Annotated in this window: 27 protein-coding genes and 1 pseudogene; 24 read left to right on the forward strand and 4 right to left on the reverse strand. The window is 60.9% G+C overall.

Features of this window, described 5'->3' with window-relative positions; genetic code table 11:
- The first annotated feature begins 3 nt into the window (after nucleotides 1–3).
- The 14 genes from flhF to CKW11_RS22045 all read left to right on the forward strand — a co-directional run bounded on the left by flhF (nucleotide 4) and on the right by CKW11_RS22045 (nucleotide 15104).
- Nucleotides 4–1344 carry a flagellar biosynthesis protein FlhF gene (gene flhF / locus CKW11_RS21980; protein WP_095139383.1) on the forward strand — a complete coding sequence of 447 codons (1341 nt, stop codon included), beginning with the start codon at nucleotides 4–6 and terminating at the stop codon, nucleotides 1342–1344.
- 113 nt (nucleotides 1345–1457) lie between these two features.
- Nucleotides 1458–2288: a flagellar synthesis regulator FleN gene (gene fleN / locus CKW11_RS21985; protein WP_003222917.1), complete on the forward strand. Its 831-nt coding sequence runs from the start codon at nucleotides 1458–1460 to the stop codon at nucleotides 2286–2288.
- On the forward strand, nucleotides 2285–3025 hold the full coding sequence (gene fliA, locus CKW11_RS21990) for an RNA polymerase sigma factor FliA (RefSeq protein ID WP_007920004.1): 741 nt from the start codon (nucleotides 2285–2287) through the stop codon (nucleotides 3023–3025). The genes fleN and fliA overlap by 4 nt, the downstream gene beginning before the upstream one ends.
- A 167-nt stretch (nucleotides 3026–3192) precedes the next feature.
- Nucleotides 3193–3564, forward strand: coding sequence for a chemotaxis response regulator CheY (locus tag CKW11_RS21995; RefSeq protein ID WP_024012118.1), 372 nt, complete (start codon nucleotides 3193–3195; stop codon nucleotides 3562–3564).
- Nucleotides 3565–3581: 17 nt separating this feature from the next.
- Nucleotides 3582–4370: a protein phosphatase CheZ gene (locus tag CKW11_RS22000; protein WP_027613919.1), complete on the forward strand. Its 789-nt coding sequence runs from the start codon at nucleotides 3582–3584 to the stop codon at nucleotides 4368–4370.
- A gap of 54 nt (nucleotides 4371–4424) precedes the next feature.
- Nucleotides 4425–6701 carry a chemotaxis protein CheA gene (locus tag CKW11_RS22005; protein WP_095139384.1) on the forward strand — a complete coding sequence of 759 codons (2277 nt, stop codon included), beginning with the start codon at nucleotides 4425–4427 and terminating at the stop codon, nucleotides 6699–6701.
- Nucleotides 6702–6750: 49 nt separating this feature from the next.
- The gene (locus CKW11_RS22010) at nucleotides 6751–7887 is read left to right on the forward strand and encodes a chemotaxis response regulator protein-glutamate methylesterase (protein ID WP_095139385.1); all 1137 of its coding nucleotides are present in this window, start codon (nucleotides 6751–6753) and stop codon (nucleotides 7885–7887) included.
- Nucleotides 7887–8627 carry a flagellar motor protein gene (locus CKW11_RS22015; protein WP_003222929.1) on the forward strand — a complete coding sequence of 247 codons (741 nt, stop codon included), beginning with the start codon at nucleotides 7887–7889 and terminating at the stop codon, nucleotides 8625–8627. Before CKW11_RS22010 ends, CKW11_RS22015 begins: the two co-directional genes overlap by 1 nt.
- A gap of 12 nt (nucleotides 8628–8639) precedes the next feature.
- Nucleotides 8640–9530, forward strand: coding sequence for a flagellar motor protein MotD (gene motD / locus CKW11_RS22020; RefSeq protein WP_007967837.1), 891 nt, complete (start codon nucleotides 8640–8642; stop codon nucleotides 9528–9530).
- A 43-nt stretch (nucleotides 9531–9573) separates the two neighbouring features.
- On the forward strand, nucleotides 9574–10362 hold the full coding sequence (locus tag CKW11_RS22025) for a ParA family protein (RefSeq protein ID WP_003222933.1): 789 nt from the start codon (nucleotides 9574–9576) through the stop codon (nucleotides 10360–10362).
- A 133-nt stretch (nucleotides 10363–10495) separates the two neighbouring features.
- Nucleotides 10496–11458: a CheW domain-containing protein gene (locus tag CKW11_RS22030; protein ID WP_095139386.1), complete on the forward strand. Its 963-nt coding sequence runs from the start codon at nucleotides 10496–10498 to the stop codon at nucleotides 11456–11458.
- A gap of 90 nt (nucleotides 11459–11548) precedes the next feature.
- The gene (locus CKW11_RS22035; RefSeq protein WP_003222936.1) at nucleotides 11549–12034 is read left to right on the forward strand and encodes a chemotaxis protein CheW; all 486 of its coding nucleotides are present in this window, start codon (nucleotides 11549–11551) and stop codon (nucleotides 12032–12034) included.
- Nucleotides 12035–12427 carry a DUF2802 domain-containing protein gene (locus tag CKW11_RS22040; RefSeq protein ID WP_007961680.1) on the forward strand — a complete coding sequence of 131 codons (393 nt, stop codon included), beginning with the start codon at nucleotides 12035–12037 and terminating at the stop codon, nucleotides 12425–12427.
- A gap of 235 nt (nucleotides 12428–12662) precedes the next feature.
- Nucleotides 12663–15104, forward strand: coding sequence for a PIG-L family deacetylase (locus CKW11_RS22045; RefSeq protein ID WP_095139387.1), 2442 nt, complete (start codon nucleotides 12663–12665; stop codon nucleotides 15102–15104).
- A 45-nt stretch (nucleotides 15105–15149) separates the two neighbouring features.
- On the opposite strand, the gene CKW11_RS22050 is transcribed toward CKW11_RS22045, so the two are convergent.
- Both CKW11_RS22050 and CKW11_RS22055 read right to left on the reverse strand, forming a co-directional pair.
- A complete protein-coding gene (locus CKW11_RS22050; RefSeq protein ID WP_003222939.1) occupies nucleotides 15150–15479 on the reverse strand; it encodes an EscU/YscU/HrcU family type III secretion system export apparatus switch protein in 330 nt (109 codons plus the stop codon).
- On the reverse strand, nucleotides 15476–17056 hold the full coding sequence (locus CKW11_RS22055; protein WP_095139388.1) for a flagellar hook-length control protein FliK: 1581 nt from the start codon (nucleotides 17054–17056) through the stop codon (nucleotides 15476–15478). The genes CKW11_RS22050 and CKW11_RS22055 overlap by 4 nt, the downstream gene beginning before the upstream one ends.
- Nucleotides 17057–17253: 197 nt before the next feature.
- Here CKW11_RS22055 and ccmA point away from each other — a divergent pair, with 197 nt between their 5' ends.
- From ccmA to CKW11_RS22105, 10 genes are all read left to right on the forward strand, one after another.
- Nucleotides 17254–17889, forward strand: coding sequence for a cytochrome c biogenesis heme-transporting ATPase CcmA (gene ccmA / locus CKW11_RS22060; protein WP_095139389.1), 636 nt, complete (start codon nucleotides 17254–17256; stop codon nucleotides 17887–17889).
- Nucleotides 17886–18554, forward strand: a complete 669-nt coding sequence (gene ccmB, locus CKW11_RS22065; RefSeq protein ID WP_003222942.1) for a heme exporter protein CcmB — start codon at nucleotides 17886–17888, stop codon at nucleotides 18552–18554. Before ccmA ends, ccmB begins: the two co-directional genes overlap by 4 nt.
- A gap of 78 nt (nucleotides 18555–18632) precedes the next feature.
- Complete coding sequence (locus CKW11_RS22070) at nucleotides 18633–19388, forward strand: heme ABC transporter permease (protein WP_095139390.1); 756 nt, start codon at nucleotides 18633–18635, stop codon at nucleotides 19386–19388.
- The gene (ccmD, locus tag CKW11_RS22075; protein WP_003222944.1) at nucleotides 19385–19561 is read left to right on the forward strand and encodes a heme exporter protein CcmD; all 177 of its coding nucleotides are present in this window, start codon (nucleotides 19385–19387) and stop codon (nucleotides 19559–19561) included. The genes CKW11_RS22070 and ccmD overlap by 4 nt, the downstream gene beginning before the upstream one ends.
- On the forward strand, nucleotides 19558–20013 hold the full coding sequence (gene ccmE, locus CKW11_RS22080) for a cytochrome c maturation protein CcmE (protein ID WP_095139391.1): 456 nt from the start codon (nucleotides 19558–19560) through the stop codon (nucleotides 20011–20013). Before ccmD ends, ccmE begins: the two co-directional genes overlap by 4 nt.
- 3 nt (nucleotides 20014–20016) lie before the next feature.
- Entirely contained in the window at nucleotides 20017–22005 is a 1989-nt protein-coding gene (locus tag CKW11_RS22085) for a heme lyase CcmF/NrfE family subunit (protein ID WP_095139392.1), read from the forward strand.
- Nucleotides 22002–22538, forward strand: coding sequence for a DsbE family thiol:disulfide interchange protein (locus CKW11_RS22090; protein WP_095139393.1), 537 nt, complete (start codon nucleotides 22002–22004; stop codon nucleotides 22536–22538). The genes CKW11_RS22085 and CKW11_RS22090 overlap by 4 nt, the downstream gene beginning before the upstream one ends.
- Nucleotides 22535–23005 carry a cytochrome c-type biogenesis protein gene (locus CKW11_RS22095; RefSeq protein WP_003222948.1) on the forward strand — a complete coding sequence of 157 codons (471 nt, stop codon included), beginning with the start codon at nucleotides 22535–22537 and terminating at the stop codon, nucleotides 23003–23005. Before CKW11_RS22090 ends, CKW11_RS22095 begins: the two co-directional genes overlap by 4 nt.
- Nucleotides 23002–24204, forward strand: a complete 1203-nt coding sequence (gene ccmI, locus CKW11_RS22100) for a c-type cytochrome biogenesis protein CcmI (protein ID WP_095139394.1) — start codon at nucleotides 23002–23004, stop codon at nucleotides 24202–24204. The genes CKW11_RS22095 and ccmI overlap by 4 nt, the downstream gene beginning before the upstream one ends.
- A gap of 27 nt (nucleotides 24205–24231) precedes the next feature.
- Nucleotides 24232–24636, forward strand: coding sequence for a hypothetical protein (locus CKW11_RS22105; protein ID WP_095139395.1), 405 nt, complete (start codon nucleotides 24232–24234; stop codon nucleotides 24634–24636).
- A 59-nt stretch (nucleotides 24637–24695) separates the two neighbouring features.
- On the opposite strand, the pseudogene CKW11_RS22110 reads toward CKW11_RS22105, so the two are convergent.
- Nucleotides 24696–25279 (reverse strand): annotated as a pseudogene (locus CKW11_RS22110) (PIN domain-containing protein).
- Nucleotides 25276–25743, reverse strand: coding sequence for a helix-turn-helix domain-containing protein (locus CKW11_RS22115; RefSeq protein WP_095139396.1), 468 nt, complete (start codon nucleotides 25741–25743; stop codon nucleotides 25276–25278). Before CKW11_RS22115 ends, CKW11_RS22110 begins: the two are co-directional and overlap by 4 nt.
- Nucleotides 25744–25765: the final 22 nt, after the last annotated feature.

Genomic DNA, 25765 nt, shown 5'->3' on the forward strand with positions numbered 1-25765 from the left:
TTTATGCAAGTTAAGCGTTTTTTCGCCGCCGATATGCGTCAGGCCATGAAGCTGGTTCGTGATGAGCTGGGCGCTGATGCCGCCATCATTGGCAACCGCCGCATTGCCGGCGGCGTCGAGCTGACGGCGGCGCTGGATTACAAATTGTCGGCGCTGGCGCCACGGGTTCCGAACATGGAACTTGAGGACGAGCTGCGCAAGACCCAGTCGCGCATCGTGACCGCCCAGGCCGAGCTGAGCCTGCGTGGCGAAGCCGACGGCAACACCAATCGCCAGTTGTTCGCCGGGCTGCCGTTGACGGCCGGCCTGCCGCTGACCGCTGCCGAACCGTTGAGCGAACCGACTTACGCCGCCCCGGCGCGTCCGGCTCCGGCACCTGCACCGGCGGCCGCTGGCGTCGATCCGCGTGCGCTGGATTCGATGCGTTTCGAATTGAACAGTCTGCGTGAGCTGATGGAAGTGCAGCTCGGCACCCTGGCCTGGAATCAGCTGCAAGGCAGCCGTCCGGCGCAAGCCAATCTGTATCGCCGTCTGCAACGCATCGGTCTGTCCGGGCCGTTGTCGCGCGATCTGCTGGCGATGATTACTGATATCGAAGAGCCGCGTCAGGCCTGGCGCATGCTGCTTGCGCACCTGGCGCGGATGATTGCCGTACCGGAAGTCGAGCCGCTGGAAGAGGGCGGGGTGATTGCCATGGTCGGTCCGGCCGGCATGGGCAAGACCACCACCCTGGCCAAGCTGGCCGCGCGCTACGTGCTGAAATACGGCGCGCAGAATGTCGCGCTGGTGAGCATGGACAGTTTCCGTATCGGCGCCCAGGAACAACTGAAGACCTTGGGCCGCATTCTCAATGTGCCGGTGACCCACGTTGATCCGGGCCAGTCGCTGGTGCAGGCGTTGGATCCATTGCTGCGCAAACGCGTGGTGCTGATCGATACCGCCGGCTTGCAGGCCAGCGATCCGGCCCTGCGCATGCAGCTGGAAAGCCTGGCCGGGCGTGGCATCCGTTCAAAAAATTATCTGGTGCTGGCAACCACCAGCCAGAAACAGGTTCTAACCGCCGCGTACCACAGTTACAAGCGTTGCGGGCTTGCCGGCTGCATCCTGACTAAACTGGATGAGACGGCCAGTCTTGGCGAAGTATTGAGCCTGGCGATCAGTCATGAATTGCCGGTCGCGTACCTGACCGATGGCCCACGGATTCCGGATGATCTGCATCTGCCGCGCCGTCATCAACTGGTCAGCCGCGCCGTCAGCGTGCAAATGCAGGAAGAACCCAGCGAAGAAGCCATGGCTGACATGTTCGCTGATATCTACCACAGCCCGACCAAGCAGGTTGGCTGAGGTAATGAACCGTTTTTGTACCTACATCGATGGTCTGCCATGCATTGTTCCGGTTGAGAACGCGCAGCCAGTAATGTGGCCTCCGTCTATGCAAGACAAGGTAAAGAAATAACATGGGCAGCATGCATCCCGTACAGGTGATCGCGGTGACCGGCGGCAAAGGTGGCGTCGGCAAGACTAACGTGTCAGTGAACTTGTCTCTGGCGCTGGCAGAGCTTGGCCGTCGGGTCATGCTGCTGGACGCCGACCTGGGGCTGGCGAACGTCGACGTTCTGCTGGGACTGACCCCCAAACGCACTCTGGCCGACGTGATCGAAGGCCGCTGCGAACTGCGCGACGTGCTGTTGCAGGGGCCCGGCGGGATCCGCATCGTGCCGGCCGCTTCCGGCACCCAAAGCATGGTGCACCTGAGCCCGGCGCAACATGCCGGTCTGATTCAGGCCTTCAGCGACATCGGCGACAACCTCGATGTGCTGGTGATCGACACCGCTGCGGGTATTGGTGACTCGGTAGTCAGTTTTGTCCGCGCCGCGCAGGAAGTGTTGCTGGTGGTCTGCGACGAGCCGACCTCGATCACCGACGCCTACGCGCTGATCAAACTGCTCAACCGCGACTACGGCATGAACCGCTTCCGCGTCCTCGCCAACATGGCGCAGAGCCCGCAGGAAGGGCGCAACCTGTTCGCCAAGTTGACCAAGGTCACGGATCGCTTCCTCGACGTCGCCTTACAATACGTCGGTGCCGTGCCGTACGACGAAAGCGTGCGCAAGGCAGTGCAGAAGCAGCGAGCGGTCTATGAAGCCTTTCCGCGTTCCAAGTGCGCGCTGGCGTTCAAGGCGATCGCGCAGAAGGTCGATACCTGGCCGCTGCCTGCCAACCCGCGCGGTCACCTTGAGTTTTTCGTCGAGCGCCTCGTGCAGCAAACAGCAGGGCCTGTGTTATGACCGCGAGCGGTATGAACTACTACAAGAAGTCGGCACGTGACGCGCAGTACGAGTTGATCGAGCGTTACGCGCCACTGGTCAAGCGCATTGCCTATCACTTGCTGGCGCGCTTGCCGGCGAGTGTGCAGGTTGAAGACCTGATTCAGGCCGGGATGATCGGCCTGCTCGAAGTCTCGACCAAATACGACGCCAGCAAAGGCGCCAGTTTCGAAACGTACGCGGGCATTCGAATCCGCGGCGCGATGCTTGATGAAGTGCGCAAAGGGGATTGGGCACCACGCTCGGTTCACCGCAACACCCGTATGGTCAGCGACGCAATTCGCTCAATTGAAGCTAAAACCGGACGTGATGCTAAAGATCACGAGGTTGCGGCCGAACTCCAATTGAGTCTCGACGATTACTACGGGATTTTGAATGACACGCTGGGCAGCCGGCTGTTCAGTTTCGACGACCTGTTGCAGGACGGCGAACACGAAGGGCTGCACGAGGATGGCGCCAGTGCTCATCTTGAGCCGTCACGCGATCTGGAAGATGAACGCTTCCAGGCGGCGCTGGCGGATGCGATTGCCAATTTGCCGGAGCGTGAGCGACTGGTGTTGGCGCTGTACTACGACGAAGAGCTGAACCTCAAGGAAATCGGTGAAGTCCTTGGCGTCAGTGAATCGCGGGTCAGCCAGTTACACAGCCAGTGCGCGGCCCGTTTGCGGGGGCGTTTGGGGGAGTGGCGAGCGCGCTGAAGGCAGTGTGGGGACACTGCGAACGAGGCTGGTGCGGTGATGAACGGCACCGGTCTTGCTCTGTTGTGCTCCAGACAGTCATCGAGTGCTTTGCCGGATTGATTGAAGTGGCGCGTCCAGGTGCTGGGCGCGTTTAAGACTGCTTGGAGGTCGAATTGAACAAAGACATGAAAATCCTCATCGTTGATGACTTCTCAACGATGCGGCGGATCATCAAGAACCTGCTGCGCGATCTTGGGTTCACCAATACCGTCGAGGCCGACGATGGCACTACCGCCATTCCGGTACTCAACAGCGGAAGCATCGACTTTCTGGTAACGGACTGGAACATGCCGGGCATGACCGGTATCGACTTGCTGCGCCACGTACGTGCCGATGAAAAACTCAAGCATCTGCCCGTGCTGATGGTGACCGCTGAAGCCAAGCGCGAGCAAATCATCGAGGCCGCTCAGGCCGGTGTGAACGGCTACGTGGTCAAACCTTTCACGGCTCAGGCGTTGAAAGACAAAATCGAGAAGATTTTCGAACGCATCGGCTGATGACGCGCGGGGGAGCTATGGAGCATAACGAATCTTCACAGGGCGATTTCGAGTCGACCCTGAAAAAACACGCGGTCGAACTGGTCGAGAGCCTTGAAAAAGGCAGGTTCGGCGACGCTGTGCAACTGATCCATGAGCTCAATCAGACCCGTGACCGCGGCCTGTATCAGGAAGTGGGCAAGCTCACACGCGAACTGCACAGTGCGATCGTCAATTTCCAGATCGATCCGCACATGCCGCAGGCCGAGGAAGTGTCGCAAATCACCGACGCCACCGAACGCCTGGGCTATGTGGTCAAGCTGACCGAAGCCGCGGCCAACCGCACCATGGATCTGGTGGAAAGCGCCACCCCGGTGGTCAATGGCCTGGCTGAAGAAGCCCAGGCCCTGAGCACCGATTGGGGCCGCTTCATGCGTCGTGAAGTCGGGGCTGAAGAGTTCCGCGAACTGGCGCGCCGGGTCGACGGTTTTCTGTCACGCAGCAGCACGGACAACCGTGCGGTGTCGAGCAACCTCAACGACATCCTGCTGGCTCAGGATTACCAGGACCTCACAGGTCAGGTGATCAAGCGTGTGACCCAACTGGTCACCGAAGTCGAAAGCAATTTGCTCAAACTCGTCCTCATGGCCAGTCAGGTTGACCGCTTTGCGGGCATCGAACACGACCGTGCCGCGATGCTTGCAGAAAAAGATCCACAAAAACATCTCTCGCAGGGTGAAGGTCCGCAGATTCATGCCGATAAACGAGAAGACGTTGTGTCCGGTCAGGACGATGTGGACGATTTGTTATCCAGCCTCGGATTCTAGAGTTTTGGAATTTTAGGTTTTTTGGGTTTTTAGACCTGTAGGAGCACCCCATTAATGAGCTTCGGCGCCGATGAAGAGATCCTTCAGGATTTCCTGGTTGAGGCCGGCGAGATTCTTGAGCAACTGTCCGAGCAACTGGTCGAGCTGGAAAGCCGCCCGGATGACGCAGATCTGCTCAACGCAATTTTTCGCGGTTTCCACACTGTAAAAGGGGGCGCCGGCTTCCTTCAGCTCAACGAGCTGGTGGAGTGCTGTCACATCGCCGAAAACGTGTTCGACATCCTGCGCAAGGGTGAGCGTCGCGTTGATGCAGAACTGATGGACGTGGTGCTTGAGGCACTGGACGCGGTGAACAGCATGTTCAGCGAAGTCCGTGAACGTGCGCCGATCACTGCTGCAACCCCGGAACTGCTGGCCGCGCTGGCGCGTCTGGCCGAACCGCAAACGGCCGACGAAGCACCGGCTTCGCCAGTGGCCGAGATGATCGAAGAACTGGTCGTCGAAGGCGATTCGAGCGATTCGGGCGACATCACCGATAACGAATTTGAACAGCTGCTGGATTCGCTGAACGCCGTCAAGGCCGAAGCCGAAGCCCCGGCTGCTGCTGCACCTGCGCCGGCTGCCGATGCCAGCGATGAAATTACCGACGCCGAATTCGAGTCGTTGCTCGATCAGTTGCACGGCAAAGGCCAGTTCGCGGCGGACGCCGTGGCACCGGCAGCGGCCGCTCCGGCGGCACCGGCGGCGGGCGACAGCTCGGACATCACCGACGACGAATTCGAAGCACTGCTCGATCAGTTGCACGGCAAGGGCAACTTTGCCGTTGAAGCGCTGGAGTCGGCGATCGCCTCGGCACCGGTTGCGCCTGCCGCACCGGCGGCCGCCGCTGCCGGCAGCGATCTGATCAGCGATCACGAATTCGAATCGCTGCTCGACGAGTTGCACGGCAAAGGCAAGTTCACCGACGTTGGCGCCGCTGCTGCAGGCACCGCGTCGACTGTGGCCGCGCCTGCCGCCAAGGCTGCTGCCGCTCCGGCTGCTGCGCCGAAGGCTGCTCCCAAGCCTGAGCCGAAAGCCGAAGCGCCAAAACCTGCTGCCGCTGCTGCACCGGCGCCGGCCCGCGCCGCAGCTGCTCCGCCGCCGGAAAAACCGGCGAGCGAAGCCGAGACCACCGTGCGGGTCGATACCGCACGTCTCGACGAAATCATGAACATGGTTGGCGAGCTGGTGCTGGTGCGTAACCGCCTGGTGCGCCTGGGTCTCAACAGCGGCGACGAAGCCATGTCCAAGGCCGTGTCGAACCTCGACGTGGTCACGGCTGACTTGCAGACCGCGGTGATGAAGACCCGGATGCAGCCGATCAAGAAGGTCTTCGGGCGCTTCCCGCGTCTGGTTCGTGACCTCGCGCGTCAGCTCAAGAAAGAGATCAACCTGGAACTGGTGGGTGAAGAAACCGACCTCGACAAAAACCTTGTCGAGGCCCTGGCCGACCCGTTGGTCCACTTGGTGCGCAACGCGGTCGACCACGGCATCGAGTCGCCGGAAGAACGCGAAGCTTCGGGCAAGGCCCGTGGTGGTCGTGTGGTACTGGCCGCCGAGCAGGAAGGTGACCACATCCTGTTGTCGATCTCCGACGACGGCAAGGGCATGGACCCGAACGTCCTGCGTTCGATCGCGGTAAAACGCGGTGTGATGGACAAGGACGCGGCCGATCGCCTGAGCGATACCGAGTGCTACAACCTGATCTTCGCCCCGGGTTTCTCGACCAAGACCGAGATCTCCGACGTGTCCGGCCGCGGTGTCGGCATGGACGTGGTGAAGACCAAGATTTCCCAGCTCAACGGTTCGATCAACATCTACTCGACCAAGGGCCAGGGTTCGAAGATCGTCATCAAGGTGCCGCTGACCCTCGCGATCATGCCGACCCTGATGGTGATGCTCGGCAATCAGGCGTTTGCGTTCCCGTTGGTCAACGTCAACGAAATCTTCCACCTCGACCTGTCGACCACCAACGTGGTGGATGGCCAGGAAGTGGTGATCGTGCGGGACAAGGCGCTGCCATTGTTCTACCTCAAGCGCTGGCTGGTCAGCTCCGCCGCTCACGAAGAGCAGCGCGAAGGCCATGTGGTGATCCTTTCGGTGGGCACCCAGCGGATCGGCTTCGTCGTCGATCAACTGGTCGGCCAGGAAGAAGTGGTCATCAAGCCATTGGGCAAAATGCTGCAGGGCACTCCGGGCATGTCCGGCGCCACCATCACCGGTGACGGCCGCATCGCGCTGATCCTTGATGTTCCAAGCATGCTCAAGCGTTACGCGACGAAGCGTATTTGAATCCGGGGCGGCGGGGCGACGACGTCCCGCTGCACCTAATGGAGTGTTTATGGCAGTCAAAGTCCTGGTGGTGGACGATTCGGGTTTTTTCCGCCGCCGCGTCTCGGAAATTCTTTCAGCGGATCCGAGCATCCAGGTGGTCGGCACGGCCACCAACGGTAAAGAGGCGATCGATCAGGCCCTGGCGCTCAAGCCGGACGTGATCACCATGGACTACGAGATGCCGATGATGGATGGCATCACGGCGGTGCGGCACATCATGCAGCGCTGCCCGACCCCGGTGTTGATGTTCTCCTCGCTGACGCACGAAGGCGCCCGGGTCACCCTGGATGCGCTGGACGCCGGCGCGGTGGATTTCCTGCCGAAGAATTTCGAAGACATCTCGCGCAATCCCGAGAAGGTCAAGCAACTGCTGTGCGAGAAGGTCCACAGCATCTCGCGCAGTAACCGTCGTTTCAGTGCCTACAGTGCGCCGGCTCCGGCCGCTGCACCGACGCCTGCGCCAGCCCCGGCGGCATCGAGCTTCAGCAGCCACAGCGCTGCTGCTCCAACGCGTCCGGCGCCTGCTCCAGCACCTGCACGTGCGCCGGCTGCCAGCGCGTCGTCGCCGGCACCGAAACGCAAAGCCTACAAACTGGTTGCCATCGGTACCTCGACCGGCGGCCCGGTTGCCCTGCAACGGGTGCTGACCCAGTTGCCGGCGAACTTCCCGGCGCCGATCGTGCTGATCCAGCACATGCCGGCGGCGTTCACCAAGGCGTTTGCCGAGCGCCTGGACAAGCTGTGCCGCATCAGCGTCAAGGAAGCCGAGGATGGTGACATCCTGCGTCCGGGCCTGGCGCTGCTGGCCCCGGGTGGCAAGCAGATGATGATCGACGGCCGTGGCGCGGTGAAGATTCTGCCGGGCGACGAGCGTTTGAACTACAAGCCGTGCGTGGACATCACCTTCGGTTCCGCGGCCAAGTCCTACGGTGACAAAGTTCTGGCGGTCGTTCTGACCGGCATGGGCGCCGACGGCCGTGAAGGCGCGCGTCTGCTCAAGCAGGGCGGCAGCTCGGTATGGGCCCAAGACGAAGCAAGCTGCGTGATCTACGGCATGCCGATGGCCATCGTCAAAGCCGATCTGGCTGACGCGGTCTACGGCCTGGACGACATCGGCAAGCACATCGTCGAGGCGTGTATCTGATGGATGTTTTAAGCCTTATCGGGATCATCATGGCGTTCGTCGCCATCATCGGCGGCAACTACCTTGAAGGCGGTCACCTCGGCGCGCTGGCCAACGGCCCGGCGGCGCTGATCGTCCTCGGTGGGACCATCGGTGCAGCGCTGCTGCAATCGCCGATGAGCGCCTTCAAGCGCGCCATGCAGATTCTCGCCTGGATCCTGTTTCCGCCACGTGTGGATCTGGCTGGCGGCATCGACCGCGTGGTCAACTGGAGCCTCACCGCGCGCAAGGAAGGCCTGCTCGGCCTGGAAGGCGTCGCCGATGCCGAACCGGACAACTACTCGCGCAAGGGCCTGCAACTGCTGGTCGATGGCGCCGAGCCGGAAGCGATTCGCAGCATCCTCGAAGTGGACTTCTACACCCAGGAAGCGCGCGACATCGAAGCGGCCAAAGTTTTCGAAAGCATGGGCGGCTACGCGCCGACCATCGGCATCATCGGTGCGGTAATGGGCCTGATTCATGTGATGGGCAACCTCGCTGATCCGACGCAATTGGGCAGCGGCATTGCCGTGGCATTCGTCGCGACCATCTACGGCGTGGCCAGTGCCAACCTGGTGTTGCTGCCGGTGGCGGCCAAGCTCAAGTCAATCGCGTTGCGGCAGTCGCGTTATCGCGAAATGTTGCTGGAAGGTATTTTGTCGATCGCCGAAGGTGAAAACCCACGCTCCATCGAGTTGAAGCTGCAAGGCTTCATGGATTAAGGGAATAACCTCATGGCTCGTCGCAGACATCAGGAAGAACACGTCAATCACGAGCGCTGGCTCGTGTCGTACGCTGACTTCATCACGTTGTTGTTCGCTTTCTTCGTGGTGATGTATTCCATCTCGTCGATCAACGAAGGCAAGTACAAAGTCATTTCCGAGGCGCTGATCGGGGTTTTCACCGACTCCGATCGTTCGCTCAAACCGATCCCGATCGGTGAGGAACGCCCGAAAACCGTGACCCCGGCCAAGCCGCTGGTCAAGGACAGCGAGCAGGTTGACGCCGGTATTGCCGGGGCCAGCGATCCGCTGAAAAGCATTGCCGATGACATCAGTGCCGCGTTCGGCGACTTGATCAGCTCCAACCAGATGACCGTGCGCGGCAACGAGTTGTGGGTCGAGATCGAACTGAATTCCAGTCTGTTGTTCGGCAGTGGCGACGCAATGCCGAGTGATATCGCCTTCAACATCATCGACAAGGTCGCGGCGATCCTCAAACCGTTCGACAACCCGATCCACGTCGAAGGCTTCACCGACGATCAGCCGATCCGCACCGCGCAGTACCCGACCAACTGGGAGCTGTCCTCGGCGCGTTCGGCGAGCATCGTGCGGATGCTGGCGATGCAGGGCGTGAACCCTGGCCGTCTGGCCTCGGTGGGTTACGGTGAGTTTCAGCCGGTGGCCAACAATGCCACCGCCGAAGGCCGGGCGAAAAACCGGCGTGTGGTGCTGGTGGTGTCGCGCAACCTCGATGTGCGCCGCAGCCTGACCGGCACCGGGACCGCCAATGCACAACCGGACGCGGCATTGAAGCGCGCTGGCACACAAACTGCACCGTCCCCGGTCAAGACGCCGGGACGCGAGAGTGCCGTCAATTCTCCGTCGCCCGCATTAATACGCTGAGCTATGTCTCGGTCGAGCATCTCGACCGGGAGGAACGAACCGAATGAGAGTCTGGGCAGTCGCCAATCAAAAGGGTGGTGTCGGTAAAACCACATCTTCCATCGCTTTAGCCGGATTGCTGGCGGAGGCGGGCAAGCGCGTGGTTGTGGTCGATCTCGACCCGCACGGCTCGATGACCAGCTATTTCGGCTACGACCCCGACAGCCTGGAACACAGCAACTACGACCTGTTTCTGCACAAGGGCAGCGTGCCGCAAGGCTTGCCCGGGCAGTTGCTGCTGTCGACCAGCGACGAACGCATTTCCCTGTTGCCGTCGAGTACCGCACTGGCCACCCTTGAGCGCCAGTCGCCGGGGCAGAGTGGTCTGGGCCTGGTGATCGCCAAGAGTCTGGCGCAGCTGTGGCAGGACTTCGACTACGCAATCATCGACAGCCCGCCGTTGCTCGGTGTGCTGATGGTCAACGCCCTGGCCGCGAGCCAGCAACTGGTGATCCCGGTGCAGACCGAGCACCTGGCCGTCAAAGGTCTGGAGCGCATGGTCAACACCCTGGCGATGATCAACCGCTCGCGCAAACAGGCGCTGCCGTTCAGCATCGTGCCGACTCTGTTCGACCGCCGCACCCAGGCGTCGCTGGGCACCTTGCGCGTGCTGCGTGACAAATTCCCGGAAGAGATCTGGCAGGGTTACATCCCGGTCGATACCCGTCTGCGCGACGCCAGCCGGGCCGGTGTCACGCCTTCGCAGTTCGACGGCAAGAGTCGTGGCGTGCTGGCTTACCGCGCGCTGCTCAAGCATCTGCTGGCGCAACAACTTGTTCCGCAGGTGGCTTGAGCATGATCTTAATTCGTGTAGGAGCTGCCGCAGGCTGCGATCTTTTGATCTTGCTTGGCGTTGCTCCTGAAAAGATCAAAAGATCGTCCGAACGCGGCACCGAACCTGCGGCAGCTCCTACAGGGGGCTGCGCATGAATCGGCCGGTGAAGTTGACGTCGAAGCCGCAACTGGCGTTGCAGTCCTATCTGGACAGCCTGCTGCAGGAAATCCCTGACGAGTTGCCGCCAGTGGAAGTGCAGGTCGAGGCGCCGGTCGAGGTGGTCGAAAGTGCTGCGGCGCTGGACGAGTTTCAGGCTGCGGTACTGGAAGAGCAGGCGCGTGATGCGCAGAAAGCCGCCCAACCTGCCGCCCCGGTTGTCGCGCCTGCCGCCGCACCGATCGCCAAGGCGCCAGTGGCGTTGATCGAAGAAGCCGAGCCACCACGCGCGCCGGTTTCGACACTCGCACCGTTGCTGCAAACCCAATTGCTGAAAACCGCGCCGGAACCGGTCGTGGCCGAACCGGCGCCGATGGCACCGGCACCCGTCGAACAGACGCTGGTGCCGCCAGTGGTGGAAGTGCACCTGCCACCGAGCAACACGCCGCCCCCGGTGGAAACCGATGGCCGTCCGGCCTGGGCCTCGGAAGCCTTCGAATGCCTGTTGTTCGATGTTGCCGGGCTGACGTTGGCGGTGCCGCTGGTGTGCCTCGGTTCGATCTATTCGCTGGCCGGCCACGAGTTGACGCCACTGTTCGGGCAACCGGAATGGTTCCTCGGGATTCTGCCGAGCCAGGCCGGCAATCTGAAAGTCCTGGACACGGCGCGTTGGGTTATGCCGGATCGCTATCGCGATGACTTCCGTCAGGGCCTGCAGTACGTGATTTCGGTACAAGGTTACGAATGGGGCCTGGCGGTGCATCAGGTCAGCCGTTCGTTGCGTCTGGACCCGAATGAAATCAAATGGAGAAGTCACCGGGGTCAGCGGCCATGGCTCGCCGGCACGGTGATCGAGCACATGTGTGCATTACTTGATGTAGCCGCGCTGGCCGAGTTGATCGCCAGCGGCGGGGCTAAGCACTTGGGCGGCCACAAGCCGCTACATAAATCGACATAGCAGCCGACATAACAGTCAGGCGAAGGCATTTTTCAGTGCCTCCACACAGAACACACACCGCCCAGTGCGGTTTTTTCGAGGGGTCAGGGTATGAGTAGTCAGGCGACGAATGCAAAAGGTTCTGAAGATCCGATCCTGCAATGGGTGACCTTCAAGCTGGACAACGAAACCTACGGCATCAACGTGATGCGCGTTCAGGAAGTCCTGCGTTACACCGAAATCGCTCCGGTACCGGGTGCGCCAAGCTACGTGCTGGGCATCATCAACCTGCGCGGTAACGTGGTCACCGTGATCGACACCCGTCAGCGCTTCGGCCTGAACAGCGGCGAGATCAGCGACAACACCCGTATCGTCATCATCGAAGCCGACAAGCAAGTGGTCGGGATCATGGTCGACAGCGTGGCCGAAGTGGTTTACCTGCGTCAGTCGGAAATCGAGACCGCGCCAAACGTCGGTAACGAAGAGTCGGCCAAGTTCATCCAGGGCGTGTGCAACAAGAACAACGAGTTGCTGATCCTGGTCGAGCTGGACAAGATGATGAGCGAAGAAGAATGGTCGGAACTGGAGAGCATCTGATTGATTCTCGAGGTTGCGGTCATTGTCCTGTTCCTTTTCTGGGCAGGCACGCTGGCAATGTTTCTGGCGTACATCAAGGCGCAGCGGGTAATCGCTGCGCAACAGGCTCAGGGCGATGCGCTGCGTGATCAGCGCATCAAGGACCTGGCCAAGCGTGTCGACGACTATCAGAACGGCAACGTGCGCATGGGCGAAGCCCTGCACGAGCTGCGCTCGGTAGTCGGTCCGTTGCCGGACAAGATTGTCGCGCTGGAACAGCGCGACCCGTCGAGCCTGTCGTTCGCCCAGGCGGCGAAACTGGTGGGCATGGGCGCGAGCGTCGATGAGCTGACTCAGTCCTGCGGCTTGACCCAGGCTGAGGCGGAGTTGATGCGCAAGCTGCACAGAAGCTGATATGCGTAGAGGCATGTCATTTGATTAAGGATCGCCGGCCATGCCGGCGATTTTTTTTGCGCTCGATTTTGTTACCTGATTCGCCGATGGCCGTCTATCTGAACTGGTATTTCTGACAGTAGAGAATTTCGCTCATCGCTCCTCACACTGCTCGTGACTCGCGATAGTCCCGTCGGCTTTTCAGGCAGACGCTTCTGATCGCCAATTCACCGATCCAGCCAATCGTGGAGTGGGTATGCATTTACCAGCCAGAATCGAGCGCGTGAAAAAAGTAGGGTTACCCGGTGTTGCCGCCTTGCGGCTGGCAATCGTGCTGCTCCTGACGGCTTGTCAGGCTCAGGTCAGCAGGCTTGCTCCAGAAGCCAATATTGCCGACCGGCAAAATTGTCACGGTGTCCACCTGGTCAATGTCGTTGCGCATATGGACGACGATCTGCTGTTTATTGATCCGCGGATTTCGCAAGTTCTGGCTGCCGGCGGCTGTGTGACCAGTATCTTCATGAACGGTGGCAGTTCTGGCGCCGGCTTCGACTATGTGCTGAAGCGCGAAAGCGCGTCGAGAAAAGCCTATGAAAAAATGCTGGGTTTTGCGACCGGATGGACGCCTAACCTGATATTCACTGATTCAGCCATTGTGATGAGCGTCAAGGCCAATGAGCGACCTGGATTGAAGCTCATATATTTGCGTGTGCCGGGAGGGGACGTTCGTGGTGGAGATGTGCCGCTGGCCGATTTGCTCGACCTCGATAAAACTGTTCGGAGTTGGCCCTATCTGGACTCGGCTTCAGGTCCGGTAAACCTCTACAGTCGGACATCTTTCGTGCAGCTCTTGACCGAACTGATCGTCAATGAAGGAGCCACCCGGGTGTATGCACTCAATCCGGACACCGTTGCGTACACGGAGCATCCTGACCATATTTATTCGGCACGTTTGACGCGCCTGGCCTTGCGCGGGATCAGTGCAGATATCCCGGTGATTTATCACGAGACCTATCCCTCGGCGGCCGTCGCTCCTAACGTGGACCCGGCAGCTGTGCAGGCGAAACGGCATGTTGTCGCCAGCTACTTTCACTTTGAAGGGGCTGAGTCAGTCAGCAGTGCGTACAGTGAAGCCACCTGGAATGGCAATTGGGTGGCGCGACTGAATTTCACGCTCAGCCATGCTCACGCCGCCGGGCCACTGGTCAATATCCCTTTCAGACCGCTAGTCAATTTCCAGACGCAACAGTGCCTGGTTGCCAATGGATTGGGGCAGCAGGTGACACTGGATGGATGTGAGCCAGACGCTGACCAGCGCTGGGCGTTTGTGCCCTCCGACATTGCAGTCGGCGCGAGCAGGGGAGTTGCGCTGCTGAAAACAGCCTCTGGCCATTGCATAGCGCGTCAGAATGGCCAATTGATCGAACGCGCATGTGAAAGCAATGAGCCCTCTCAACACTGGACTCCGTGGGATTTCGGGAAAATTTATGTTCCCGGAGCGCAGGGGCAATGCCTGGACGGAGTACAGCCGAGCTTGATAGCGGATTGCATGGAGTTTGCGGGTTCTACGTTGTGGGTGCGCAGCGTCGATAACATCGACAGCAATGATTCGATGGAAGTGGCGCTGACGGGGGATGTCATCGGTGACGGGACGAACCGGACGGTGCAAGTGCAGCGCCGGCAGGATGGTCCAGGTGTCGATATTTGGGTCACGTCGCTGGACGCAGACGCGATTGCATCCGAGAAATGGTATGAGAACAGACTTCCATTTGATCCAGACTCTTTTGATTCCGGGTGTGCTACAGCGATTTGCTACGACGCTACGCGCTATCTGCTGGCGGATTTCACAGGTGACGGCAAGGCTGATCTGATGGCGATATCGCCCGGAAAAGCTGACGAAACCATTTTCAGGCTATTGAAGAATGAAGGCGGGCATTTTGCTGATCCGATTATCTGGCGTTCGGTTCAGCAAGGGCATGCCTACCGGCAAGCTCAGCAATATCTGGCTGGCGACTTCAGAGGCGTCGGCAAGCAAGATGTGTTGATCGTGCAAACTCTGAATAACACAGTGTCCGATTTCTGGCTGATGGAGAATAAAGGGGCGAGTCTGGGCATTCCTGCTCATTGGGGAGATGCTCGAAAAAACGCATTGCCGGCCCACTTCTACAGCGCCAGGCTGGACAACGATGGCAAGGATGATGTGCTCGCTGTTGATTCAAGTGAGCAGCTCTTGAAGCTGCTCACCTACAGGAGTAGCGGCCGTTCTCTGGATTTTGAGAAAGTGTTGGAGTTGCCGGGCTTCTATTCTGCGCGTTCAAAGACCGCAGTGCTGGATTCGCCGATTACCAAACTGACCGATGTATGGGTGCTGCATGCTCGATCAGACGGTAGTGATATCAATTTCTGGAAAGTCAAAAATCTTGGCGGCGGAGAGTTCGAAGAGCCTTCGTCTCCGGCTTTCGAGACGAGCGTGCTTAATTGGGCTGACGTGCGATCTTATGGGCTGGGGACGGGCAGGCAGATCCTGCTTCCCTATCGCGTCAACGATCCTGTGCATGAGTATTACTGGCGAATCGGAAAAGTCGGCTTCAAGGCACTGAATCTGTCCGAGCAAGGTATGCCCGTCGGGATCAAGGATTATGGTCGCTCACAACGGTTTGAATGGGCGAACCTGCAGTGGCGAGCGCGTTTGAATTGAATATCGAGCGAGAGCGCGTGCATCTGGGCTTGTCTCCGGCGCGGCCTAGTAATCATCCCCGCGTTCGGTAACGTCCTTCTCGACCATCGGCGCATCCGGATCCTGCCCCTCGGGGAATTTCCCTTTCAGATTCCACGCGAACGCGATGATCTCGGCGATCGTGCGGTACAGCTCCTCGGGAATGCTGTCGCCCAGTTCCATCCGCGCCAACAGCCGCACCAGCTCGGCGTTTTCATAGATCGGCACTTCGCAGTCGCGGGCGATGCGCAGGATTTCTTCGGCCAGTTCCTCGTCGCCCTTGGCGGTGAGGGTCGGGGCGTGGTTGCCGTCGTATTTGAGGGCGATGGCCTGGCGTGGAGCAGTGGAATCGTTCATGCGGTTTCGTCGACCCAGCGGTGTTCGAGGCGGGTTTGATTGCCTTGCGGCGGGGTGCCGAGATGGCAGTCGAGATCGCCGACGTTCAGGCCGCGATCGAGCAGGCGCTGGCGCAGGGCGAACAGATTGTTGCCGATCAGGTCGGCGGTGTATGGGCGCTCGGCCCAGAGCTGGCTCGACAGGCTGCCGGCAATCAGCTGCGCCTGAATCTGCATCGGCCCCAACGGCTCCATGTCGAACGCCAGATCGACGCGCCACAGCTGCTGTCTGGGTTCGCGTTCGTCACGGCGTTCGTTGGGTTGCGGTTCTCTTTCCGGCGCTTCCTCGCGCTGAAACTTGACCTGCAACGGCACGATGTCCTGCAGGTTGCGCATGGGGATTTCCAGCTGCCAGGTGCTGAGCAGACGGCCGTCGTCAGTGACCCCGGTCTGTTCCAGGCTCGATAGCTGATGGCTTTGCAGGCGCGACACGGCGGCTGCAGCGAGGCGCAGCAGATGTTCCAGGTCAGCTTCACCGTCTTGGCTTTGCAGCAAGCGGTCGGGCAGCGGAAAACTGCTCGGCACGGGTTTGGCGCTGACCTGGCCGAGGGTGCCAAGTGCGTTGCGCACGAAACTCGGCAGCACCTGCGCCAGGGTGTTGGCGGCGATGATCGCGTTGAAACTGGCATTGCCCGGTGCGCCCGGCGACAGCTGAGCGATCAGCTTGAGCAGATCGGCTTTCATGTCCGGGGCCAGCGCAGGATTTTGTCCGGTCAGCAGTTTGGCTTCGAGAAAGGCACCGCTGTTGGCCAGCGCCAGCGCCACGCCTTTGGCGCTGCTCATCTGCTGCACATCGGGCAGGTTGGCGAGCAGACGCACGACGGCAGCGCGCAGATCCTGCGAGGTCTGATCGTCGTCGCTCGGCAGGTTTTGCAGAGCGTTGAGCAAACCGTCCAGCGAACCTTGGCGGCTCTGCTGGCCGAGCAGTTGCTGGCTCACCGCCAATTGCTCCTGGCGGCTGCTCAGCGGCACGAACTTGAGGGTTTGCGAGTCTTCGACCAGTGCCGAGAGCAGGGTGCCGATGCGCAGCGGCGTCGGACTGTCGATATCCAGCGTGGCACCGCGCTGCGCGGTGTTGAGCAGGCTCACCAGCGAGCGGTACACCGTCGGTTGTCCCGGTACTTGCGGCAGTGTCTGCGAGGTCAGCACCTTGCCTTGCAGCAGCGTGCCGACCGGCAACTGCGCGGTGTCGATGCGGGTGAGGGCGGCGACGCTGCTGGCAATTGCCTGCTGCACGGTGATCGCCAGATTACCCGCCGACGGCTGAGTGACGGCCAGGTTGGTGCCAGTTGGCAGCGGCAGGTTGCTGCTGGCTTGCACGGTGGTCTGCCGGCCGCCGTCGACGGTGACCTTGAGCAGCAGTTGAAAGGTCTGATCCGCCTGCTTGAGTGACAACACCTCGGCCTGGGCGCTTTGCCCGGCACCGATCAAGCCTTCGACCGGGGTCAGCAGCTTGAGCAACTCACCGCTCATCGCCAGCGGACGAGCGTTCGCCGGGGTGGTGGGCGGGAGCGGGAGGATGTTCATTTCGCCTGTCATACGCGGACACAACCTGAGGAAATTGCACGCTTGGGAGTAAGGCACGGCATGTATAATGCCGCGCGTCTTGCGCTTCGTTCAAAAAACATAGCAATTGTTTGATCCAGCTCTCTGCTTCGCACCGTCATTGCATTTATCCTGCATCTCTTTAACGGCCGCGCCAGAGCCGACTTGAACCGTATAAGGCCCGTGATCCCTTGACCAGTCCTGTCCTGCAAACCGTTGCCCTTGCTTGTGAGCGAGACCTGCGGCTGCTCTTCGAAAATCTCGAATTAAGACTGGCCAGTGGCGATATGGTGCAGATCAGCGGCCCCAACGGCAGCGGCAAGACCAGTCTGCTACGCCTGTTGTCCGGGTTGATGCAGCCGACCAGCGGTCAGGTGCTGCTCAACGGCCAGCCCTTGGATGCCCAGCCGAGCGAACTAGCGCGCAACCTGTTGTGGATCGGCCACGCCGCCGGGATCAAGGACCTGCTGACCCCGGAAGAGAACCTGTCCTGGCTCTGCGCCCTGCATCGGCCGGCCGGACGCGAGGCGATCTGGCAGGCACTGGCAGCCGTAGGATTGCGCGGATTCGAAGATGTTCCCTGCCACACCCTGTCCGCCGGTCAGCAACGCCGCGTGGCGCTGGCGCGGCTGTATCTGGACAGCCCGCCGCTGTGGATTCTCGACGAGCCGTTCACCGCGCTCGACAAACAGGGCGTGGCGCAGCTTGAAGAGCATTTGGCCGGGCACTGCGAGCGCGGCGGTCTGGTGGTGCTGACCACGCACCACACGCTGAGCCGGATGCCGGCCGGTTATCGCGATATCGATCTGGGGAACTGGGCAGTATGAGTGTGTTCGGCCTGCTGGTTGCCCGTGAGTCCCGTCTGCTGTTTCGTCGCCCGGCGGAACTGGCCAATCCGCTGATTTTCTTCGCCATCGTCATCGCCTTGTTCCCGCTGGCCGTCGGCCCGGAAACTCAAGTCTTGCAAAACCTGTCCCCGGGGTTAGTCTGGGTGGCCGCGCTGTTGTCGGTTCTGCTTTCGCTGGACGGATTGTTTCGCAGTGATTTTGAAGATGGCTCCCTGGAACAGTGGGTCCTTTCGCCGCACCCGCTGCCCCTACTGGTGCTGGCCAAGGTGCTGGCACACTGGTTGTTCTCAGGCTTGGCACTGGTTCTGCTCTCGCCGTTGCTGGCGTTGATGCTCGGTTTGCCGGTCGCCTGCCTGCCGGTGTTGCTGTTGTCGTTACTGCTGGGTACACCGGTGCTGAGCCTGCTCGGTGCGGTGGGCGCGGCGCTGACGGTTGGTTTGAAACGCGGCGGCCTGTTGCTGGCGTTGCTGATTCTGCCGTTGTACATCCCGGTGTTGATCCTGGGCAGTGGCGCTTTGCAGGCCGCCCTGCAAGGGATGCCGGCGACCGGGTATCTGCTGTGGCTGGGTAGCCTGACCGCCCTGGCGATCACCCTGACACCTTTTGCAATAGCGGCTGGCCTGAAGATCAGCGTCGGCGAATAATGAGGTCTGGTTAAAATTTAACCAGCAAAGACCCTGAGACTGCTCACACCGATGAGCGGCACCCGTGATGGAAACAGTATGAACTGGACCTGGTTTCACAAGCTCGGCTCGCCCAAGTGGTTCTACGGCATCAGCAGCAGGTTTCTGCCGTGGCTGAGCATTGCCGCGTTGCTGCTGATCAGCATTGGCGTCGTCTGGGGCCTGGCCTTCGCGCCGCCGGATTATCAGCAGGGCAACAGCTTCCGCATCATCTACATCCACGTGCCGGCGGCGATGCTCGCGCAGTCGATCTACGTGATGCTGGCGGTGTGCGGCGTGGTCGGGCTGGTGTGGAAAATGAAACTGGCCGACGTCGCCCTGCAATGCGCGGCACCGATCGGCGCGTGGATGACTGCCGTGGCGCTGGTCACCGGGGCCATCTGGGGCAAGCCGACCTGGGGCTCATGGTGGGTCTGGGATGCGCGGCTGACGTCGATGCTGATTCTGCTGTTCCTGTATTTCGGCGTGATCGCGCTGGGCAACGCCATCAGCAATCGCGACAGCGCCGCCAAGGCCTGCGCGGTGCTGGCGATCGTCGGGGTGATCAACATCCCGATCATCAAATACTCGGTGGAGTGGTGGAACACTCTGCACCAGGGCGCGACCTTCACCCTCACTGAGAAACCGGCGATGCCCGCTGAAATGTGGCTGCCGCTGTTGCTGACGGTGCTGGGTTTCTACTGTTTCTTCGGCGCCGTGCTGTTGCTGCGCATGCGCCTTGAAGTGCTCAAGCGCGAATCCCGCGCCAGTTGGGTCAAAGAAGAAGTGCAGAACAGTCTGGAGGCCGCTCGATGAGTTTCGCTTCATTCGGCGACTTCCTCGCCATGGGCCATCATGGCCTGTATGTCTGGTCGGCCTACGGCATTTGTCTGGCGGTGCTGATCCTCAACGTGGTCGCACCGATCGCGGCCCGCAAGCGCTATCTGCAACAAGAGGCGCGTCGTCTGCGCCGGGAGAACGGCAAGTGAATCCGCTGCGCAAAAAACGTCTGACCCTCATTCTGGCGATCTTGGTCGGGGTCGGTGCTGCCGTCGGCCTGGCCCTCAGCGCCCTGCAGGAAAACATCAACCTGTTCTACACGCCGACCCAGATCGCCAACGGCGAAGCGCCGCACGACACGCGCATCCGCGCCGGCGGCATGGTCGAGAAGGGCTCGCTGCAACGTTCGCCGGACTCGCTGGACGTCAAATTCGTCGTCACCGATTTCAACAAGTCCGTGACCATCACCTATCGCGGGATCCTCCCGGATCTGTTTCGCGAAGGGCAGGGCATCGTCGCCCTGGGCAAACTCAACGCCGACGGCGTGGTGGTGGCCGATGAAGTGCTGGCCAAGCACGACGAGAAGTACATGCCGCCGGAAGTGACCAAAGCGCTGAAAGACAGTGGTCAATCGGCACCGACCCCAGCGAAGGAGGGTTGATCGATGACTTCTGCACTGTTTATTCCCGAGCTTGGTCATCTGGCGATGATTCTGGCGCTGTGTTTCGCGCTGGTGCAGGCCGTGGTGCCGCTGTTCGGTGCGTGGCGCGGCGATCGTATGTGGATGGGCCTGGCCCAGCCGGCGGCGTGGGGCCAGTTTGCGTTCTTGCTGTTTGCCTTCGGTTGCCTGACTTACGCGTTCATGACCGACGACTTCTCGGTCGGCTATGTGGCGATGAACTCCAACAGCGCCTTGCCGTGGTACTACAAGTTCAGTGCGGTGTGGGGCGCCCACGAAGGGTCGCTGTTGCTGTGGGCGTTGATCCTCGGCGGCTGGACCTTTGCCGTGTCGGTGTTCTCCCGGCAGTTGCCGCAAGTCATGCTCGCCCGCGTGCTGGCGGTGATGGGCATGATCAGCACCGGTTTCCTGTTGTTTCTGATCCTCACCTCCAACCCGTTCTCGCGGATCCTGCCGCAGATTCCGGCGGATGGCCGTGACCTCAATCCGTTGCTGCAAGACATCGGCCTGATTGTGCATCCGCCGATGCTCTATATGGGGTATGTGGGTTTCTCGGTGGCGTTCGCCTTCGCCATCGCCGCTTTGTTGGGCGGTCGTCTCGACGCGGCATGGGCACGCTGGTCGCGCCCTTGGACGATTGTCGCCTGGGCCTTCCTCGGCATCGGCATCACCCTTGGTTCGTGGTGGGCTTACTACGAACTCGGCTGGGGCGGCTGGTGGTTCTGGGACCCGGTGGAAAACGCCTCGTTCATGCCATGGCTGGTCGGCACCGCGTTGATCCACTCGCTGGCGGTCACGGAAAAACGTGGCGTGTTCAAGAGCTGGACGGTGTTGCTGGCGATTGCTGCTTTCTCCCTGAGCCTGCTCGGTACGTTCCTCGTGCGTTCCGGCGTGCTGACCTCGGTGCACGCGTTTGCCTCGGACCCTGAGCGCGGCGTGTTCATTCTGATCTTCCTGCTGTTCGTGGTCGGCGGTTCACTGACGCTGTTTGCGTTGCGTGCGCCAGTGGTCAAAAGTCAGGTCGGCTTCAACCTGTGGTCGCGGGAAACCCTGCTGCTGGGCAACAACCTGGTGCTGGTGGTGGCGGCGTCGATGATTCTGCTCGGCACCCTGTATCCGCTGATTCTGGATGCCTTGAGTGGCGCCAAGCTGTCGGTCGGCCCGCCGTACTTCAACGCGCTGTTCATCCCGCTGATGGCGTTGCTGATGCTGGTGATGGCGGTCGGCGTGATCGTCCGCTGGAAAGACACCCCGGTGAAGTGGCTGGCAAACATGCTGACCCCGGTGCTGCTCGGCAGTGTCGTATTGGCGGTGGTCGCCGGTGTCGCCTACGGCGATTTCAACTGGGCGGTGATTGCGACGTTCCTGCTCGCCGCGTGGGTGTTGCTCGCCGGTGTGCGCGACATCTTCGACAAGACTCGCCACAAGGGCCTGATCAAAGGCCTGCCAACCCTGACCCGCAGCTACTGGGGCATGCAGATCGCTCACCTGGGCATCGCCGTGTGCGCCCTCGGCGTGGTGCTGTCGAGTCAGAACAGTGCCGAGCGTGATCTGCGTCTGGCGCCGGGCGAGTCGATGTCCCTGGCCGGTTATCAGTTTGTGTTCGAAGGTGCCAAGCACTTCGAAGGGCCGAACTTTACCTCCGACAAAGGCACCGTTCGGGTGATCCGCGACGGCAAGGAAATCAGCGTGCTGCACCCGGAAAAACGCCTGTACACCGTGCAGAGTTCGATGATGACCGAGGCCGGGATCGACGCCGGTTTCACCCGTGATCTCTATGTTGCACTGGGCGAGCCGCTGGAAAACGGCGCGTGGGCGGTACGGGTTCACGTCAAACCGTTCGTGCGCTGGATCTGGTTCGGCGGCCTGCTGACCGGTCTGGGCGGATTGCTGGCGGCGCTGGATCGGCGTTATCGAGTCAAGGTCAAAGCCAAGGTGCGTGAAGCCCTCGGCCTGCAAGGAGCGGCTGCATGAGACGTTGGTTGATGCTGGTACCCCTGGCGATTTTTCTGCTGGTGGCGGTGTTTCTTTATCGCGGTCTGTACCTCGATCCGGCGGAGCTGCCGTCGGCGATGATCAACAAGCCCTTCCCGGAGTTCACTCTGCCGAACGTGCAGGGCGACAAGACCCTGACCAAAGCTGACATTCTCGGCAAGCCGGCACTGGTCAACGTCTGGGGCACCTGGTGCATTTCCTGCCGGGTCGAGCACCCGGTGCTGAACAAACTGGCCGAGCGCGGTGTGGTGATCTACGGCATCAACTACAAGGACACCAACGCCGATGCGTTGAAGTGGCTGGCCGAATTCCACAACCCGTACCTGCTGGATATCCGTGACGACGAGGGTTCGCTGGGCCTGAACCTCGGCGTGTACGGCGCGCCGGAAACCTTCTTCATCGACGCCAAGGGCATCATCCGTGACAAGTACGTCGGGGTGATCGACGAGCAGGTCTGGCGTGAAAAACTCGCAGCCAAGTATCAGGCGTTGGTCGATGAGGCCAAGCCATGAAGCGCTTTATCGCTGCCGTAGTCTTGGGCTTGAGTCTGGCCGGCGTGGCGCATGCCGCGATCGACACTTACGAGTTCGCCAAGGAAGGTGATCGCGAGCGTTTCCGCGAGTTGACCAAGGAACTGCGCTGCCCCAAGTGCCAGAACCAGGACATCGCCGACTCCAATGCACCGATCGCCGCTGACCTGCGCAAAGAGATTTTCCGCATGCTCGGCGAGGGCAAGGACAATCAGCAGATCATCGATTTCATGGTCGATCGCTACGGTGATTTCGTCCGCTACAAACCGGCGCTCAATGCCAAGACTGCACTGCTGTGGTTCGGCCCGGCCGGTCTGTTGTTCGGTGGTCTGGTGGTGATCGCAGTGATCGTTCGCCGGCGTCGCGCACAGCGCACCGAGACCCCGCCATCGCTGTCCACCGAAGAGCGTCAGCGTCTCGACCAACTGTTGGATAAAAACCAAGAATGATTGATTTCTGGCTTGCCGCAGGGCTGTTGCTTCTGGTCGCCCTGAGTTTTCTGCTGATCCCGGTTTTGCGTGGCCGTCGCGCCCAGCGTGAAGAGGATCGAACTGCCCTGAACGTGGCGCTGTATCAGGAACGTGTTGCCGAGCTGCAAGCGCAGCAGGCTGAAGGTGTACTTGATGCGGCGCAAATGGATAGCGGTCGTGCTGAAGCGGCGCGTGAACTGCTCGCCGATACCGAAGGCGTTGCCGCGCCGCGTGTCTCGAAACTGGGCAAGCCGTTGCCGTTGTTGGCAGCGGTGCTGGTGCCGGTGTTGGGCCTGGGTCTGTACCTGCATTTCGGCGCTGCCGATAAAGTCGAACTGACCCGCGAGTTCGCCCAGGCGCCGCAGTCGATGGAAGAGATGACCCAGCGTCTGGAGCGTGCTGTTGCGGCGCAGCCGGATTCGGCGGAAGGCCTGTACTTCCTCGGGCGCACTTACATGGCCCAGGATCGTCCGGCGGACGCGGCGAAGATGTTCGAACGCGCCGCCAACCTCGCCGGTCGCCAGCCGGAACTGCTCGGCCAGTGGGCCCAGGCGCAGTATTTTGCCGACGGTAAAAAGTGGTCGGACAAGATCCAGGCCCTGACCGACGAAGCGCTGAAAGCCGATCCGAAAGAGGTCACCAGCCTCGGCCTGCTCGGCATCGCCGCGTTCGAGGGCGAGCGTTATCAGCAGGCAATCGACTACTGGAACCGGCTACTGGCGCAGTTGCCAGAGGGCGACAACTCCCGCGCCGCCTTGCAGGGCGGGATCGAGCGAGCCACCGAGCGCCTGCAAGCCAGTGGCGGCAAGGTCGCCGCCGCGCCGGCCGCCAAGGTTGCCGCACTGCTCAAGGTGCGTGTCGATCTGGCCAGCGAACTCAAAGGCAAGGTGCAACCGGGCGACAGCGTGTTCATCTTCGCCCGCGCCGTTTCCGGCCCACCGGCACCATTGGCGGCCAAGCGCCTGACCGTGGCCGATCTGCCGGTGACCGTCGAACTGGGCGATGCCGACGCCATGATGCCGCAGTTGAAACTGTCGAACTTCCCTGAAGTCCAACTGGTTGCGCGCATCTCCCGCGCCGGCCAGCCGACCGCCGGGGAGTGGGTGGGTCGCAGCGGCCCGCTGGCCAGCAGCACCACCGCGCCGCAAACACTGACCATCGACAGCCCGGACAAATAACCCGGGAACCCACAGGAAAGCACCGCCATGCACAGCCTCGCCCGCATCACCGTCATCACATTGGCCTTGAGCATGAGCGCATGTGCGGTGCACCGACCGGAACCGACCACCAACCTGCCGCCGATCCCGCCGTCACAACCGAGCCCGACCCCGTCGACCTCGCCGACACCGGGCAAAAGCATCCCGGCCAAACCGTCCAAGCCAGTCCCACGCACCTCGGCCAGCTTCGCCCCACCACCGGGCGGCAACAGCCACTGGGATCAGAAACTCGGCGTCTACGTCCTCGACCACCAGACCAACACCTTCTACCGCCAGCGCACCTACTACCGCTGGAACAACGGCTGGAGCCGTTCGGTCAGCCCCAACGGCCCGTGGGAAGACACCAACATCCACGGCGTGCCGCCGGGGTTGGGCAAACAGTTCGGGCAGTGACGAAAAAACGGCGATCTCTGGATCGCCGTTTGTTTGTCTGGTGTTCACAAAATGATTATTCAGAGAATCGCACGATAGGCGCTTAGCGCCCGAACTGACTCAACCAATCCCTGTCGCTGCAAAAGATCAAGAAACGGCTCAACGGCTCAACGGCTATCGGCGGCAATTTAAGTTGTTGGCGCTGCCGTTGCGCTGCAGCGATAACAACTGCCTGATCAAGGTGAAACAGGTTTTCGACAAACTCATCAGGGTGTTGGGCCTCTACGCCATAGGGGGCGAGGCAGGTATCGGGAAAATCTTTCAGGTTGAACGTCACGATCACCCCTGCACCACAGCGTATGGCTGCGGCCAGAACATGGCGGTCGTTGGTATCGGGTAAGGAAAGTCCGGTGATCAGGTCTTCAAAATCGTAGACACAGGCATCCGGAATCGCACGGTCCATAAGCTCGGACGTGCGATCCAGTTGCTCTATCGTCAGATCGGTTCGGTTTTTCAATAAATTGCGTTTCCATTCGCGGTGAATCTCCTGGGTCCATCGGGCCCGAAATCGCCCCGATAGCGCGAGCCACATGAGGAAGTCTCTCAATGGGGCGGGGTACAAAACACATGCATCGTATACAGCGGTGAAAGGTGAATGCCTCAATCGTATCCTGTCCTTAACGCCTGTGCCTGCTCCGCGAGAAGCGCCATTGCCTGCTCGCTGGCGGTATCGCGCCGGGTTTTATAGTCCATCAAATCGGCGAAACGCACACGTCGGTGCTTGCCGGTTTTGTGGTAGGACAACTCGCCACTTTCCAGCAGTTTTATCAGGTGCGGGCGTGAGACGTTGAGCAGGTCGGCGGCTTCCTGAGTGGTCAGCTCGGCATGCACCGGTACGACTTTGACTGCGTTACCCTCGGCCAGCGCCGCCAGAATATCCATCAGCAGTTGTAATGCCGAGGTCGGCAGCTCGACCTGATGCGCCTGGTTCTGTTCGTCGAAAATCTGGATGTGCTGTGTTTCGAATTGGGTCGCCAGGTAGGCGGCGAGCGCGCGTTTGCCTTCAATTGCGGCTTTGACTTCGCGCTCCACCGGGAGGTTGAGAGAGGGGTGAAGGACGATCGACATAATGAATTCCAACATTCTGAAG

It is taken from the genome of Pseudomonas sp. Irchel s3a10 (genome assembly GCF_900187525.1).
Lineage (GTDB): Bacteria > Pseudomonadota > Gammaproteobacteria > Pseudomonadales > Pseudomonadaceae > Aquipseudomonas > Aquipseudomonas koreensis_G.